Origin of the sequence: Cupriavidus phytohabitans (assembly GCF_000426345.1) — a bacterium.
Lineage (GTDB): Bacteria > Pseudomonadota > Gammaproteobacteria > Burkholderiales > Burkholderiaceae > Cupriavidus.
In genome coordinates this window covers 44822-60406 of the sequence record NZ_AUFE01000043.1, presented here as the reverse complement: position 1 = coordinate 60406, position 15585 = coordinate 44822, and the positions used below count along the sequence as shown (strand labels likewise).

16 protein-coding genes are annotated in these 15585 nt (G+C 64.9%); 7 read left to right on the top strand and 9 right to left on the bottom strand.

Annotated elements, in window-relative coordinates; translation table 11 throughout:
- Nucleotides 1-47 precede the first annotated feature (47 nt).
- From K309_RS0124665 to K309_RS0124655, 3 genes are all read right to left on the bottom strand, one after another.
- On the bottom strand, nucleotides 48-1154 hold the full coding sequence (locus K309_RS0124665; protein ID WP_029048889.1) for an S-(hydroxymethyl)glutathione dehydrogenase/class III alcohol dehydrogenase: 1107 nt from the start codon (nucleotides 1152-1154) through the stop codon (nucleotides 48-50).
- 121 nt (nucleotides 1155-1275) lie between these two features.
- Nucleotides 1276-1680 carry a cupin domain-containing protein gene (locus tag K309_RS0124660; protein WP_029048888.1) on the bottom strand — a complete coding sequence of 135 codons (405 nt, stop codon included), beginning with the start codon at nucleotides 1678-1680 and terminating at the stop codon, nucleotides 1276-1278.
- 4 nt (nucleotides 1681-1684) lie between these two features.
- Complete coding sequence (locus K309_RS0124655; RefSeq protein WP_029048887.1) at nucleotides 1685-2437, bottom strand: SDR family oxidoreductase; 753 nt, start codon at nucleotides 2435-2437, stop codon at nucleotides 1685-1687.
- 201 nt (nucleotides 2438-2638) lie between these two features.
- Between K309_RS0124655 and pdxR the strand changes: the two genes are divergently transcribed.
- The gene (gene pdxR / locus K309_RS0124650; protein ID WP_029048886.1) at nucleotides 2639-4156 is read left to right on the top strand and encodes a MocR-like pyridoxine biosynthesis transcription factor PdxR; all 1518 of its coding nucleotides are present in this window, start codon (nucleotides 2639-2641) and stop codon (nucleotides 4154-4156) included.
- A gap of 190 nt (nucleotides 4157-4346) precedes the next feature.
- Here pdxR and K309_RS0124645 read toward each other — a convergent pair whose 3' ends face one another.
- Nucleotides 4347-5318: a LysR family transcriptional regulator gene (locus K309_RS0124645; RefSeq protein ID WP_029048885.1), complete on the bottom strand. Its 972-nt coding sequence runs from the start codon at nucleotides 5316-5318 to the stop codon at nucleotides 4347-4349.
- Between the two features lie 151 nt (nucleotides 5319-5469).
- On the opposite strand from K309_RS0124645, the gene K309_RS0124640 reads away from it, so the two are divergent.
- The 5 genes from K309_RS0124640 (at nucleotide 5470) to K309_RS0124620 (ending at nucleotide 9595) form a co-directional block, all read left to right on the top strand.
- A complete protein-coding gene (locus tag K309_RS0124640; RefSeq protein WP_029048884.1) occupies nucleotides 5470-6021 on the top strand; it encodes a flavin reductase in 552 nt (183 codons plus the stop codon).
- A 164-nt stretch (nucleotides 6022-6185) separates the two neighbouring features.
- Nucleotides 6186-7739 carry a 3,5,6-trichloro-2-pyridinol monooxygenase TcpA gene (gene tcpA / locus K309_RS0124635; protein ID WP_029048883.1) on the top strand — a complete coding sequence of 518 codons (1554 nt, stop codon included), beginning with the start codon at nucleotides 6186-6188 and terminating at the stop codon, nucleotides 7737-7739.
- A 70-nt stretch (nucleotides 7740-7809) separates the two neighbouring features.
- Nucleotides 7810-8400, top strand: a complete 591-nt coding sequence (locus K309_RS0124630; protein ID WP_029048882.1) for a malonic semialdehyde reductase — start codon at nucleotides 7810-7812, stop codon at nucleotides 8398-8400.
- A gap of 17 nt (nucleotides 8401-8417) precedes the next feature.
- Entirely contained in the window at nucleotides 8418-9248 is an 831-nt protein-coding gene (gene tcpC, locus K309_RS0124625) for a 6-chlorohydroxyquinol 1,2-dioxygenase (RefSeq protein WP_029048881.1), read from the top strand.
- Between the two features lie 122 nt (nucleotides 9249-9370).
- A complete protein-coding gene (locus tag K309_RS0124620) occupies nucleotides 9371-9595 on the top strand; it encodes a DUF2798 domain-containing protein (RefSeq protein WP_029048880.1) in 225 nt (74 codons plus the stop codon).
- Nucleotides 9596-9674: 79 nt separating this feature from the next.
- On the opposite strand, the gene K309_RS37305 is transcribed toward K309_RS0124620, so the two are convergent.
- The 5 genes from K309_RS37305 to K309_RS0124595 form a co-directional block, all read right to left on the bottom strand.
- Nucleotides 9675-9857 carry a hypothetical protein gene (locus K309_RS37305; RefSeq protein WP_035878325.1) on the bottom strand — a complete coding sequence of 61 codons (183 nt, stop codon included), beginning with the start codon at nucleotides 9855-9857 and terminating at the stop codon, nucleotides 9675-9677.
- A 17-nt stretch (nucleotides 9858-9874) separates the two neighbouring features.
- Entirely contained in the window at nucleotides 9875-11998 is a 2124-nt protein-coding gene (locus K309_RS0124610; protein ID WP_029048879.1) for a xanthine dehydrogenase family protein molybdopterin-binding subunit, read from the bottom strand.
- The gene (locus K309_RS0124605; RefSeq protein ID WP_029048878.1) at nucleotides 11995-12972 is read right to left on the bottom strand and encodes an FAD binding domain-containing protein; all 978 of its coding nucleotides are present in this window, start codon (nucleotides 12970-12972) and stop codon (nucleotides 11995-11997) included. Before K309_RS0124605 ends, K309_RS0124610 begins: the two co-directional genes overlap by 4 nt.
- On the bottom strand, nucleotides 12969-13499 hold the full coding sequence (locus K309_RS0124600) for a (2Fe-2S)-binding protein (RefSeq protein ID WP_064737469.1): 531 nt from the start codon (nucleotides 13497-13499) through the stop codon (nucleotides 12969-12971). The genes K309_RS0124605 and K309_RS0124600 overlap by 4 nt, the downstream gene beginning before the upstream one ends.
- 335 nt (nucleotides 13500-13834) lie before the next feature.
- Nucleotides 13835-14380 carry an Lrp/AsnC family transcriptional regulator gene (locus K309_RS0124595; protein WP_064737468.1) on the bottom strand — a complete coding sequence of 182 codons (546 nt, stop codon included), beginning with the start codon at nucleotides 14378-14380 and terminating at the stop codon, nucleotides 13835-13837.
- Between the two features lie 184 nt (nucleotides 14381-14564).
- Between K309_RS0124595 and K309_RS0124590 the strand changes: the two genes are divergently transcribed.
- Nucleotides 14565-15581 (top strand): 1-aminocyclopropane-1-carboxylate deaminase, encoded by a 1017-nt coding sequence (locus K309_RS0124590; RefSeq protein WP_029048875.1) that lies wholly within the window; start codon nucleotides 14565-14567, stop codon nucleotides 15579-15581.
- Nucleotides 15582-15585 lie beyond the last annotated feature (4 nt).

Below are 15585 nucleotides of genomic sequence, written 5' to 3'. Positions count from 1 at the left end.
CGCCATAACAGCCGTGTTGCGAGATCAGTTCCATCATGGCGCGCGCCTCAGTACAACACTACGGATCGGATCGACTCCCCGCGCTTCATCAGGTCGAAGCCCTCGTTGATGCGCTCCAGCGGCAGCGTGTGCGTGATCAGGTCGTCGATGTTGAGCTTGCCATCCATGTACCAGTCGACGATCTTCGGCACATCGGTGCGGCCGCGCGCGCCGCCGAAGGCCGAGCCCTTCCACTCTCGGCCGGTCACCAGCTGGAACGGGCGCGTCGAGATCTCGGCGCCGGCCTCGGCCACGCCGATGATGATCGACTTGCCCCAGCCCTTGTGGCAGCACTCCAGCGCCTGGCGCATGACCTGCGTGTTGCCGATGCATTCGAACGAGTAGTCCGCGCCGCCGTCGGTCAGCTGGATGATGTGGTCGACCACGTTCTCGACGTGCTTCGGGTTGATGAAATGCGTCATGCCGAACTTGCGCGCCATGGCTTCGCGCGCCGGGTTCAGGTCCACGCCGATGATCTTGTCGGCGCCCACCATCTTCGCCGCCTGGATCACGTTCAGGCCGATGCCGCCGAGGCCGAACACCACCACGTTGGCGCCGGCTTCCACCTTGGCGGTGAACAGCACCGCGCCCACGCCGGTGGTCACGCCGCAGCCGATGTAGCAGACCTTGTCGAAGGGCGCGTCGGGACGGATCTTCGCCAGCGCGATCTCCGGCACCACGATGTGGTTGGCGAAGGTCGACGTGCCCATGTAGTGGAAGATCGGCTTGCCGTCGAGCGAGAAGCGCGAGGTGCCGTCCGGCATCAGGCCCTTGCCCTGCGTGGCGCGGATCGCCTGGCACAGGTTGGTCTTGCGCGACAGGCAGAACTTGCACTGGCGGCATTCCGGCGTGTACAGGGGGATCACGTGGTCGCCTGGCTTGAGCGAGGTCACGCCGGGGCCGACGTCGGTGACGATGCCGGCGCCTTCATGGCCCAGGATCGCCGGGAAAATGCCTTCGGGATCGGCGCCGGACAGCGTGTAGTAGTCGGTATGGCAAATGCCGGTGGCCTTCACTTCCACCAGCACTTCCCCGGCGCGCGGGCCGTCCAGGTCCACGTCTTCGATCGTTAGCGGCTTTCCCGCCCCCCAGGCAACTGCTGCGCGAGTTTTCATCGGTCTGTTCCGTCGGTTGGTTTGTCGCGCCTGACTATAAAGGCATCGCCTATGGCGATGGCCGGGCCCGCATGCACTTGTCCGAAAACAAACCTAAGTTGGCCGACGGTTGGACCCATTCTCACTTCACGGGAGTCAGAATTGGTGCGCCCTTATTCTTGATCAGCAACACGACAAACCTGGCCGGCTGTGTGGAACTGGCATTGCGCCCGACGGTATGGATGTCATTGGGGCCTTCGTGGAAGGTATCGCCGGGCTTGAGTGTCACCTCCTTGCCACCCTTGAGGGCCATGACAATGCTCCCTTCGAGCACGTAGACAAAGGCGTGTGCATCATGTCGATGCACGGGGTCGGCCGAGCCGGGCGGATATTCCACGATGATCATCTCAGCTTCCTTGCCCGGGTACTCGGGCAATGGTTCCGTCCGCAAGGGCGTGACCTTCGCTTCAGGTGCAGCCACCGCCGGCTGCGCCGCCATCAGGCACGACAGCATCAGCGCCGCGGCAAACGATACGATTGTTTTCATGGCATTACTCCTTGTTCGCTTGCGACAGCCACTGATCGAGGCTGACGCGACCGATCCGCGCGTCGCCGAGCGGTACGAGAGAAAATTCCTCGACCTGGCCGCCGTAGTACAGCGCATCGCGGTCCGTCACGACCGAGCGGGCGTCACCTGTGGACTTCAGATAACGCGCAACGATCTCCGCGAAGGGCGCGCGGTCCGGGCCGGCGATCTCGATGATGCCGTTCCGCGGTGCTTCCAGCGCGACTTGCGCAAGGATTGCCGCGACGTCCTGTGAAGCGATCGGCTGAAACAGTCCGTCTCCGACGCGCACGGTGGTGCCGTCCGTGCTGAAATCCGCGATGCCGCCGAGGAACTCCATGAACTGGGTGGCGCGCACGATCGTGTATGGCACGCCGGCAGCTTCGATCGCCTCTTCCTGCGCGACCTTGGCCGTGAAATAGGCATTCCCCGGCATGCGGTCGGTGCCGACGATGGACAGCGCGACGTGATGGCGCACGCCTGCGGCGACTTCGGCCTTGCCGAGATTGCGCGCAGCGGTGCGGAAGAAATCGAGTACCGCCTGTGGCTCCCAGGATGGTGCGTTCGCCACATCCACGACGACGTCTGCGTCCTTGAGCGCCTGATCCAATCCTTCGCCCGTCACGGTGTTCACGTCGGTACTCGGAGACGCCGCGACCGCCGTATGGCCAGCATTGGTGAGCAGCGCGACAAGTTGGGAGCCGATCAGGCCGGAACCACCGATTACAACGATCTTCATGGCAAATTCTCCAGATTAGGTTGGGAGTGCGCGGTGCGCCTGGTGGGGCGGCATCTCATGCAGGTGCCTGTCCCCGTCGCATCGCGTGAGATCATTGTGGAACAATCATGCCCTATGGATAAGGGCCAAGAATTGTCGAAATGACTAGGCCAAGCCCCTTCTGCTTTCCCCATTCCGCACTCCATTGCCCGCGAGCTGATCATGACCGCACGGACTTCCTCATTGGCCATCGAAATCGATCGCCAGAACCGCTCGCCGATCTACATGCAGATTTGCGAGCGGTTCAGGACGGCGATCGCGGCAGGGCACCTGCGTCCCGGCGATCGCGTGCCCGCGCTTCGGGGCCTTGCCACGCAATTGAATACGGCCCGGGGCACGGTCGAAATGGCCTATACCATCCTAGTCGATGAGGGCTACCTGCAGATGCGGGGTGCGGCGGGGACGTTCGTATCCGCCTCGCTGCCGGCGGCGGTGACGCGTTCTGCGAGTAGGCAGGTGCGGCAGGACACGCGCGCGAAGGAGGAGGGCGCGTCCACGGTGCCTGATCCATCGTGCAGCCGGCAGCCGGCACCGCGTCGGCTGGCCATCGCGGTGGCGATGAGCGGGGAGCCGAAGCCGTTGCAACCCGGGCTGCCGGCGCTCGACGCGTTTCCGCGCAAGCTCTGGAACCGGCTTGTCTCGCGTTGCGCGCGCAGCGGTGAACGCGCGATGCTCGCCTACCCGGACCCGGTTGGGTATCGGGCGCTGCGAGAACACATTGCCACCTATCTTGGCTTGTCGCGCGGCGTCGCGTGCCTGCCGGAACAGGTATTCATTACCGCGGGCTACCGCGCAACGCTGGAACTTGTCTTGCGCAGTCTCGCGAGCCCCAGCGACCGCATGTGGTTCGAGGATCCCGGCTATCTGCTCGCGCGCGGCTTTCTGGCCGAAGCCGGCGTCCAGCTGGTACCGGTGCCGATAGATAGCGAAGGCATCGATGTCGAGCGCGGCATCGCGCTGGACCCGCAGGCGCGTTTCGCACTGGTTACGCCATCGCATCAGGCCCCGCTCGGGCACACTTTGTCGCTCGCCAGGCGCATGGCGCTGCTGGATTGGGCGGCGAAAGGGTCTCGCTGGATCATCGAGGACGACTACGACAGCGAGTTTCGTTATACGGGCCGCCCACTGCCGGCGTTGAAAAGCCTCGACAGGAACGATAGCGTGATCTATTGCGGCACCTTCAGCAAGGTGATGTTCCCTGGACTGCGTCTGGCTTATGCCGTGGTGCCGGAGCGCGCTGTCGAACGCGTCGGGCGCGTGGCCTGCAGCATGAACGCCGGCTCTCCGATGCTGTTGCAGGCGGCCGTGGCGGACTTTATCGAACAGGGGCATTTTGCGCGGCACGTGAAGCGGATGCGCGCGTTGTACGGACAGCGACGCATGCTGATTGCGCATGCGCTGGAGCAGGCGTTCGGGGAGCGCATGCTTGTCGCCTTGCCGCACGGCGGAATCCAGTTCGCGGTCCGGTTTGCCGACGGCCCCGATGGTCCCGTCGACGATGTGTCTGTTGCCTCGCGCGCACGCGACGCGGGGCTCGCGGTGCTGCCGCTGTCGATCTGGTATGCGAACGGACGCACGCGCCGCACACCACGTGGTTTGGTAATGGGCTTCGCGAACGTCACCGATGCAAGGGAGGCGTCTCGTCTCGCGCGGACGTTGCATGGGTGCCTCGACGGCTAGGCCGGCGCCGGGTTGAAGAAGCGCACCGATACCGCGCTGCCGGGCGTCGGCGCGAACTGCCGCCAGACGCAGCGGGTCTGCTTGCCTTGTCACCTGCATGATGCTCTCCTCCTCTTGTCATGCACCGCATGCTAGGAGGCGATGGCGCAGGACGCCAATCCTTTGCCTTCATGGTGACTCTAACCAGCGCTCATCGCTCCATGTCCGCCCCGGCAGCCGCGCCCGCCACGGCATCGTGCCGGGCAAACAGCCTGTGCACCAGCGCGCGGATCCACTGGTTGCCCGGCTCCCGGTGCACGCGATCGTGCCAGTGCTGGGCGATGTCCATGCCGGGCAGCGTCAGCGGTGGCGTCACTACCGTCAGATCCAGGTCCTTGCAAAGCGCACGGGCGAGGGTCAGCGGCAAGACCGCCACGGCGTCCGAATGCCTGGCAATCAGGCCGGCAGTGGCGAAGCTCGGCACGCGGCAGATGATATTGGTGTGCGGCACGGCGGCTTCGATGGCGCGCTCGATGCTGAGGTGCTGGTGGCCGGTGCCCACCGCGGAGACCAGCACATGCTTCTCGGCGATGAAGGCATCCCGATCGCCAAGCCGGGCCAGCCGCGGATGGTCCTTGCGCACGACCGCGCCGTAGGTTTCGTGCCATAGCAGTTGGCGGCGGATGCTCTGCGTCAGCCCGGGGAACGAGCCGATGGCCAGGTCGACAAGGCCGTTCTCCAGCCAGATGTCGAGATGCGTGGCATCGGCGTTGACCGCCTGCACCAGGATGCCCGGCGCTTCGTCCGCCAGACGGCTCAGCAGCGGCGGCAGCATCTGCGAGGCACCGGCATCGAGCAGGAAGAAGCTGAAGCTGCGCTGGCTGGTGCGCGGGTCAAAGCCGACATGGTCCGCGCGCAGCGCACGCACGCTTTGGAGAATACCCCGCACCGGCTCGGCCAGCTCCAGTGCCTTGGGTGTCGGCTCCATGCGCAGGCCGACACGGACGAACAGCGGATCACCGAAATACTGGCGCAGCCGCGCCAGCGTCTTGCTCAACGCAGGCTGGGTCAGGTTGAGCACGCGCGCTGCCTTGGTGAGGCTGCGCTCGCTCAGCAGCACATCAAGCACCAGCAGTTGATTCAGGCTGAGTTCGTCTTCATGACGCTGGGGAATAGTGTCCATGACGCGAGGTGATTAGCAAACGGGCCGGCTCGGCTGTAGTCTAGTTTCACACAGCTGGCACAGATCAGAAAGCAGGGTTTCCAGAGACAAAGCTTCCTCCAGGCCCAGTCGCATGGGCAACGAGGAAGGCCCCAACAAGGAGGAGATCGCCATGTCGTCCGCAGCCTTCATCGAAGCCGGCGCGAGCCGCTTTACCGATGCCGCCATCGACGCCACCAGCTTCCGCGACGCCTTGTCGCGTGCGGTCACCGCCGTGACCGTCATTGCCACCGACGGCGCAGGCGGCCGCGCCGGCGTCACGTGCTCGGCTGTCTGTTCAGTGAGCGATGCGCCGCCCACCGTGCTTTTCTGCATCAATCGCCGCAGCGCGGCAAACAGCGTGATCAAGTCCAACGGCGTGGCCAGCATCAACTGGCTCCACGCCAGCCAGACCGCGGTGTCCCAATTGTTTGCCGGAGCCGGAGCGGTGCCGATGGCGCAGCGCTTTGACGGTGACAGCTGGGGCGTGTTCGCCACCGGCGCGCCATACAGCAAATCCGCCATCGTCGCGCTCGACTGCAAGGTCGTCGACCAGTTCGAGATCGGCACCCACAGCGTCTTCGTCGCGCAGGTGCTCGGCAGTTCCGGCGCCGAAAGCAGCAACGACACGCCGCTGGTCTACTGCCGGCGCAGCTACGCCACCACGCAGCCAGTCGCGGCGTAAGGCGGGCTTCAGGCCGGCTTCAGGCGGGATTAAGGCGGGCTTAAGTCCGCATACGGCGGCCTGGCGCGCGCCAGGCGGCACCCGAAATTCCTATCCGCGTCCATATGCCCTTCCCCCGGGCAGGGACTGTCACACCCCGAAAATACCACCAAGGAGACCTCGCGATGATTCGCACTGGCAAGCAGTACCTGGAATCGCTCAACGACGGCCGCAACGTATGGGTCGGCAATGAGAAGATCGACAACGTCGCGACGCACCCCAAGACGCGGGACTACGCGCAGCGTCACGCTGACTTCTACGACCTGCACCATCGTCCCGACCTGCAGGACGTGATGACCTTCATCGACACCGACGGCGAACGCCGCACCATGCAGTGGTTCGGCCACTTCGACAAGGAACAGCTGCGCCGCAAGCGCAAGTACCACGAGACGATCATGCGCGAGATGGCCGGCGCTTCGTTTCCGCGCACACCGGACGTCAACAACTACGTACTGCAGACCTACATTGACGACCCGTCGCCGTGGGAAACGCAGACGATCGGCGCCGAGGGCAAGGTCAAGGCAAAGAATATTGTCGACTTCGTCGACTTCGCCAGGAAGCACGATCTGAACTGCGCGCCGCAGTTCGTCGACCCGCAGATGGACCGCTCGAGCCCGGATGCCCAGCAGCGCTCGCCCGGCCTGCGCGTCATCGAGAAGAACGACAAGGGCATCATCGTGTCAGGGGTCAAGGCTATCGGCACTGGCGTCGCCTTTGCGGACTGGATCCATATCGGCGTGTTCTTCCGCCCTGGTATCCCGGGCGACCAGGTCATCTTCGCTGCCACGCCGGTCAACACCCCGGGCGTGACCATCGTCTGTCGTGAGAGCGTGGTCAAGGACGACCCCATCGAGCACCCTCTGGCCGCGCAGGGCGACGAACTGGACGGCATGACGGTATTTGAGAACGTCTTCATCCCATGGTCGCATGTGTTCCACCTGGGCAATCCCGAGCACGCCAAGCTCTACCCGCAGCGTGTGTTCGACTGGCTGCACTATCACGCCCTCATCCGCCAGTCGGTGCGCGCCGAGCTGATGGCCGGCCTGGCGATCCTGATCACCGAGCATATCGGTACCAGCAAGATCCCGGCAGTGCAGACTCGCGTGGCCAAGCTGATCGGCTTCCACCAGGCCATGCTCGCGCACATCGTCGCCAGCGAAGAGCTGGGCTTCCATACGCCGGGTGGTGCCTACAAGCCGAACATCCTAATCTACGACTTCGGCCGGGCGCTCTACCTCGAGAACTTCTCGCAGATGATCTATGAGCTGGTCGATCTCTCCGGACGCAGCGCGCTCATCTTCGCGAGCGAAGACCAGTGGAACGATCAGGCGCTCAACAGCTGGTTCGAACGCATGAACAACGGTCCGGTGGGCAAGCCGCACGACCGCGTGAAGATCGGCCGCGTGATCCGCGATCTGTTCCTGACCGACTGGGGCAACCGCCTGTTCGTCTTCGAGAACTTCAACGGCACCCCGCTGCAGGCGATCCGCATGCTGACCATGCAACGCGCCGAGTTCTCGGGCGCGGGCCCCTACGGCACCCTGGCTCGCAAGGTCTGCGGCATCGAACTGAGCGAAGGCAACGAGAGCGAATACAAGGCCACCGCCGGCTACGCCAAGGCGCTGGATTCGGCGCGCCACCAGGAAAAGCTGGCCCTGAGCGGCACGATGACTGTGTGACCGCCTGACCGCCTGACCCTCCGGCCAGCGCTGCCTGGCCGGAACACCAGAAACATGCAAGGAGTGAAAGATGCAAACGAATGATCTGCTCGACAAGATTTTCCGCGGCGCACGCAGCCAGAACGGCTGGCTGCCCACGCCGGTATCCGACAGCAAACTGCGGGAGCTCTATGACCTGATGAAGTTCGGCCCTACCTCGGTCAACTGCTCGCCGGCCCGGCTGGTGTTCGTGCGGACGGAGGAGGGCAGGGCGAAGCTGCGTCCGGCACTGGCGCCGGGCAATGTCGAGAAGACCATGGCTGCGCCGGTCGTCGCGATCGTCGGCTACGACACCCGCTTCTACGAGCAGTTGCAGGATCTGTTTCCGCACAACCCGGCGGTCAAGGCGTGGTTCGAGGGGGACGAAAAGGTCGATTTCGCCAACACCACGGCGTTTCGCAACGGCACGCTGCAAGGCGGCTATCTCATCGCCGCGGCGCGCGCGCTGGGACTGGATTGCGGCCCCATGTCCGGCTTCAACAACCAGGCCGTCGACCAGGCCTTCTTCGCAGGCACCAGCATCCGCTCGAACTTCATCTGCGGCCTTGGGCACGGCGACCCCGAAAAGGTGTTCGCCCGCAGTCCGCGCCTGTCGTTCGAGCAGGCCTGCCAACTTGCCTAGTGGCCGGGAGTCCAGCGATGCAAGAGTATGACCAGCATAACCTGACCAAGGCCGTCATTGCACGGCTGGCGGATACGCCCAAGGCGCGCACGAAGGAGATCATGACCAGCCTGGTGCGGCACCTGCACGACTTCGCGCGTGAGGTACGGCTGACCGAGATCGAATGGAAGCAGGGGATCGACTACCTGACCGCCACCGGCCAGATGTGCGACGACAAGCGCCAGGAGTTCATCCTGCTCAGCGACGTGCTGGGCCTGTCGATGCTGACCGTGGCAATGAACCAGGAGAAGCCGGAAGGCTGCACGGAGGCTACCGTGTTCGGTCCTTTCCACGTCGAAGGCGCGCCGCATTACGAGCATGGCGCGGATGTGGCGAACGGCGCAAAGGGCGAGCCCTGCATGGTCTATGGACGGGTCACGGATGTGGACGGCCATCCGGTTGCCGATGCCGTGGTGGAAACCTGGCAGGCGGACGCTGACGGCCACTATGACGTGCAGTACGAAGGGCTTGAAGTGGCCCAAGGTCGCGGCGTGCTGAAGTCGGGCGCTGATGGCCGCTTCCATTTCCGCTCCATCGTCGCGCAGGCCTATCCGATTCCTGACGATGGTCCCGTCGGCCAGCTGCTGCGCGCCACCGGCCGCCATCCATGGCGGCCTGCGCACCTGCACTTCAGGATCAAGGCGCCTGGCTACGAGACGCTGGTCACGCACGTCTTCAGGCGCGGCGACAAGTATCTCGACTCCGACGCCGTGTTCGGCGTGCGCAAGTCCCTGATCGGCGACTGGGTCCGCCTGACCGACGGCACCCACCGGCTCGACTTCGACTTCGTGCTCAATCCGGCCCGCTAGCACCGGAACCCGGCGCGCCGCCTTCGCGGGCGGCGCGGCTGCAACCACGCACCGTGCCAGCCGGCCCGGTGTTTCGCGCGGTCAGGTGGCGCCTGGGGTAACTGGAAATCGGCAGATACAAGATGTGGAAGATTCCAAAGGAGTACAGCCATTTTGCGTTTGGCGCGATACAGGTTGGCGTAACGTGTGCGGTGGCATCAGCGATCGCAAGCATGCAGTTCGTCGCGGAGGGAACGTTTATTTCGCACTGGCTGCGTGCGTATTTCCTTTCCTGGGCGGCAGTGCTGCCCGTCGTCATCGTCGCGGCACCGCTCATTCACTGGCTCGCAAACCGGATCACACGTTGAACGCAGGCGGATCGCCAAAAGCCCTGGGATTCGAAGGACCTGCCCGCAATTTTGTGTGCGAGGCGGTTTTGAATCCTTGTTAGCCTCGGGCGGCGGTAAATCGCTCGCCAAACAGAATGACGAGCTGGTGCATGGCGGACTTCCAGTCATGGTTCGTGGGAACGGACTTGGCCAGCACGTCGTGCAACCAGCCACACATCTGAAAATCGCGTTGAACCTGCGGATCCGCCGACGCCCCCGTTGCAGGCGGCGTCGGCGGCATGTTTCGCACCTGCCGGACTAGTGCTCGACCAGGTGCTCGATGCGTATCGGCAGCTCCCGCACGCGCTTTCCGGTCGCGTGAAACACGGCATTGGCCACGGCCGGGGCCACGCCCACCAGTGCGATTTCACCTAATCCCTTGACGCCGAGCTCGTTCACATGGGGATCGACCTCGTCGACAAAATGCGCCTCCAGCCCCTGGATATCCAGGTTGACGGGCACGAGGTAATCCGCCATGTGCGCATTCACTGGTCGGCCATCGCGCGGATCCAGCGCAGTTCGCTCCATCAGCGCCATGCCGATGCCGCCGACCATCCCCCCCGTGCATTGGCTGGCTGCCAACCGCGGATTCACGATACGACCCGCACCATAGGCGCCGACGACGCGCCGGACACGGATCGTGCCGACATCGGGATCGATGGCGACTTCGACGAACACCGCACCGAAGGCATGCATGGAAAACCGGCTGCGCACCTCGGCATCGGGGCCAGCCGTGGCGCTGGCTTCGATGGCGCCATCCGTGCCATCCGCGCGTGCCTGGCGCTGGTCCAGCGCGGCCAGGCAGGCCGAACGCACCGCTGAGCCCACCGACGCGAGCGTCATCGAGCCGCCATGTGGCGGGGTCGGCGGGAAATCCGAACGGCCCAGGCTGAAGCGCACGCTGGCCATCGGCAGTCCCAGCGTCTCGGCGGCAATCTGGGTGATCGAGGTGTAGGTGCCTGGGCCCATGTCGCTGGCGGCGGCTTCCACTTCGGCCGTTCCGTCGGCAAGCAGACGCACGCGGGCGCTGGCCTGGCCATGGAACACGGGGTAGCTGGCACAGGCCATCCCCCAGCCGATACGCAGCCGGCCATCCCGCATCGAGCCCGGCTCGCGCGTGCGGCGCGACCAGCCGAACGCGTCGGCGCCGCGCGCATAGCAGGCCAGCATGGAGCGGCTGGAGAACGGCAATTGCATCCCTTCGTCGAGCTCGGGTTCATTGCGCCGTCGCAGTTCCAGCGGATCCATCTCGAGAGCGTGGGCCAGTTCGTCCATCGCGCATTCCAGCGCAAAGACGCCGGTAGCCTCGCCCGGACCCCGCATATAGGTCGGCGTGCCGATGTCCAGCGGCACCAGCCGGTAGCGGGTGCGCACATTGGGGCAGCGATAGAGGAACGGCGTCACCGAAGTGAGTGCCTCGGTGAACTGCTCGTACCGACTGGTTTCGCCGGTGCCTTCGTGCACGATGCCGGTCAGCCTGCCGTCGGGCGTCGCCGACAGCGCGATGCGCTGCACGGTGCGCGGCCGGTGTCCCGTCAGATGGAACATCTGTCGCCGCGACAGCACCAGCTTGACAGGCCTGCCTGCTTCGCGGGCGGCGAGCGCCGCCAGCGTGACGTGCGGCCAGGTGCGCAGGCTGGTGCCGAAAGCGCCACCGATGAACGGGCAGACGACGTGGACGTTCTCAGCGGGGATGCCGAAGATCGCCGCGATCTCGGCCTGCTCGTTCACCACGAACTGGCTCTTGCTCCAGAGCGTCAGCCGGTCGCCTTCCCAGGCGGCAACGGTGGCGTTGGGCTCGATCGGGAAGTGATTTTCGCGCGCGGCATCGTAGGTGACGTCGATGCTGACGGCCGCCGCGGCCAGCGCGGCCAGTGCGGCCTCTGGGTCGCCGCGGACCCGGTCCGCCGAATGAGGACCGGGCTCGCGTCCCGCCTCGGGCACCACGGCCTCGGCGCGCTGGTCCAGCGGGTCGGAGACCGGCCTCTCTTCTGCATAGCGAATCTGCAGCAGCCGAGCCGCGTGTTCGGCCTGGTCCACCGTCTGCGCCACGACTACGGCAACCGGCTGCCCGTAGAAGCGGACGCGATCGTCCTGCAGGACATGCAGACGTTCGCCGTGTTCAGGGTCGATAAAACCCTTGTGCGGGGCGTACGCCAGTTTCGGCGCGTTGTCGTGGGTCAGTACCGCCAATACCCCTGGCAGCCGGCGCGCGGCTTCGGCGTCGAGTGCGGTCACGCGACCCAGTCCGATCGAAGCGCCCACGATCACCGCGTAGGCCTGCCCGGGCTGGTTGAAGTCGGCGGCATACCGCGCGCTGCCGGTCACCTTGGCGCGCCCGTCGACGCGGGCATGCGGCTGGCCGATATGGTTTGCGTTCATCTGCCTTCTCCTGCGAGTTCGAGGGCTCGTACCACGGTTCGCTGCAGCAGCGCGACCTTGTAGCGGTTGCCTGGCAGCGGCGTGGCGCCTGCAATCGTGGCAAGCGCTGCCGCCTCGAAGCTGGCGCGCGTCGGCGGCTTGCCTTGCAGTGCGAGTTCGGCGGCGCGCATGCGCCACGGGCGGGTGCCAACGCCACCGCAAGCGAGGCGAGCGGCCTGGATCGCTCCATCCCTGACCTCGTATGCCGCCGCCGCCGATACCAGTGCGAATTCATAGGAGGCGCGGTCCCGCACCTTCAGGTAGCGCGCTGTCCGTGCATAAGCGAGCGGTGGAATCCGGACCTCGACGATCAGTTCGCCGGGCCGCAATGTGTGTTCGAGATGCGGCGTGGTGCCGGGCAGCAGGTAAAGGTCTTCCACGGCGAAGTGGCGCGCGCCGTGCGGTCCCCGTACATGGACCACCGCGTCCAGTGCGACCAGCGCGACCGCAAGGTCGGACGGATGCGTGGCGGAGCAATGGTCGCTGACGCCCAGAATGGCATTGCCCGCGTGCAGGCCGTCAATGGCGGCGCAGCCGCTGTCCGGTGAGCGCTTGTTGCAGGCGGCATCGAGCATGCGGAAATAAGGACAGCGTACGCGCTGGAGCAGGTTGCCGCCGATGCTGGCCATGTTGCGCAACTGGGGTGAGGCGCCCTCGACCAGCGACTCGGCGATCAACGGGTGTAGCCGGCAAACGTCGGCATGCGCGGCGACATCGGACATGCGGGCCAGCGCACCGATGACCAGCTCGTCGCCCTCCACGCGGATATGGTTCAGCGGCAGCGCGTTGATGTCGACCAGCTGCGCGGGCTGTTCCACGTGCTCGCGCATCAGGTCGACCAGCGTGGTGCCGCCGGCGATGAAGCGGGCCCCGGCCGCGGCCGCCGCCAACGCCTCGGCTTCCGAGCCGGCTTTCTGCAGTGTGAAGGGGATCATGGCAGCTTCCTCCCACCAACCTCTGCGATCGCCGCGACAACCCCCGGGTAAGCCCCGCAACGGCAGATATTGCCGCTCATCCAGAAGCGCACATCCTCGGCGGAGGTGGCATGACCCTCATTGATGCAGGCGACGCCGGACATGATCTGGCCTGCCGTACAGAATCCGCATTGGAAGCCATCGTGCGCGATAAACGCGGCCTGCAGCGGATGCAGGTCGCCGTCGGCCGATGACAGGCCTTCGATCGTGCTCACGTGGGCGCCGTCATACATGGCGGCCAAAGCCAGGCAGGCGTTGATCCTGCGCCCGTCCACCAGCACCGTGCAGGCCCCGCACGCGCCCTGGTTGCATCCCTTCTTCGTGCCCGTGAGGTCCAGGCGCTCGCGCAGTACGTCAAGCAGGGATTCGCGCGGATCGATATCGAGGCGATGCAGCATGCCGTTGACTGTCAGGCGCAGCGGCATGGTTGAGCCGCAACAATCACCAGAATGTGGTTGGCTACCGTCGGAACGAACAGAACTAGACATAGTCGACATTCCTCTTCTCATAGCCCAACGACTTGGGCGGTTAGGGACAGGGCCCGCATGGGAACCGAAAGGTGTGTGGCGACCTCGGACTGGTGGGACAGTCGTCGAAACGCTACAGGCACCGGCGGTCATCGCAATAGAACATCCTTGCGCTGCGGTGGACGATTCTTGCGCTGACGCGTTGGATGATAGGTTTGAAAAAGGGGACCGGCCGGCCTGGCTTGCGTCAGGTCCGGCGGATTGTGCAGGCCGGTTTACTTCGACCGGATTAATTCATATGCTTCGATGCGCGGCGGGGACCTGGCCCTTCCCCCGACGCAGCCGCCGTGGGCCCATCAGATAGGAAACTGCGTCGTCGATAGCACCTGCTTGAGCACCATGAATGACCGGATCTGCCTCACGCCCGGCAGGTAGAGCAATTGTTCCGCATGGAGGCGGTTGAAGCTCTCACTGTCCCTTGTGCGCACCAGCATGAAGTAATCGAATTCGCCGGTCACGACATGGCATTCCATGCAGCCGGATACCTTTTGCGCGGCAGACTCGAACAGCGCGAAGGATTCGGGCGTGGAGCGATCCAGCACCACGCCGATCATCACAAGCATTCCCGCATCCAGCGCAGCGGGGTTCAGCAGCGCCACGATGCCACGGATCAGCCCCATTTCCTTGAGTCGTTCCACGCGCCGCAGGCAGGCCGGCGGGCTCAGGTTGACCTTGGCGGCCAAGGCCACGTTGGAGATCGAGGCGTCCTGCTGCAGGGCGCGCAGGATCGCCTTGTCGGCGCGGTCGAGCGTGTCCACATGGGGTGCGGATGGGGGCGTTTGCGACGCAGCCCGAACTGGTGCATCGGGGGCGGATTTGGTGCGAAATTTTGTTTCTTTCATTTGATCTGTAAAAGAATTTTCGAAGGCTTAAACTTAGATCTGCATATTAATGGTGTTCAAAAGAACGCTTCTTTGCAAGCACGTTTCGTGGCTTTTTTTCTAGGATAGAGTCCGTCGCCGCATCGCCGGGTTGCTGTGAGGCACACCGATGACGGGACAACACCCTAACCCTGGAGTCGCCACCATGAATCTCAAGCGTTTCGCCCGCTATCCCCTGACGTTCGGCCCCACGCCCATCCAGCCGCTCAAGCGTCTCTCTGCCCATCTTGGCGGCAAGGTCGAGCTGTACGCCAAGCGCGAGGATTGCAACAGCGGCCTGGCCTTTGGCGGCAACAAGACCCGCAAGCTCGAATACCTGATCCCGGACGCGCTCGCGCAAGGCTGCGACACGCTGGTCTCGATCGGCGGCATCCAGTCGAACCAGACGCGCCAGGTGGCCGCCGTGGCCGCGCACCTGGGACTCAAGTGCGTGCTCGTCCAGGAAAACTGGGTCAATTACTCCGACGCGGTCTATGACCGGGTCGGCAACATCCAGATGTCCCGGATGATGGGTGCCGACGTGCGCCTGGTGGCCGACGGCTTCGACATCGGCATCCGCAAGAGCTGGGAAGAGGCCATGGAGAGCGTGCGTCAGGAGGGCGGCAAGCCGTATCCGATCCCGGCCGGCTGCTCGGAGCACCCGCTGGGCGGCCTGGGCTTCGTCGGTTTTGCCGAGGAAGTGCGCGCGCAGGAGGCCGAGCTGGGCTTCAGGTTCGACTACATCGTTGTGTGTTCGGTCACGGGCAGCACGCAGGCGGGCATGGTGGTGGGCTTTGCCGCCGACGGCCGGGCTGATCGCGTGATCGGTATCGATGCCTCCGCCAAGCCCGCCCAGACCCGCGCGCAGATCCTGCGCATCGCCAAGCATACTGCGGGGCTGGTGGAACTGGATCGCGACATCGTCGACGCCGACGTGGTGCTCGACGAGCGCTATGGCGGCCCCGAATATGGCCTGCCGTCCGAAGGCACGCTCGAGGCTATCCGCCTGAGCGCCAAGTACGAAGGCATGATGACCGACCCGGTCTACGAGGGGAAATCGATGCAGGGGATGATCGACATGGTCCGGCGCGGCGAATTCCCCGAAGGCTCGCGCGTGCTGTATGCCCATCTCGGCGGAGCACCGGCCCTGAACGCCTACAGCTTCCTGTTCCGCAACGGCTGACCGA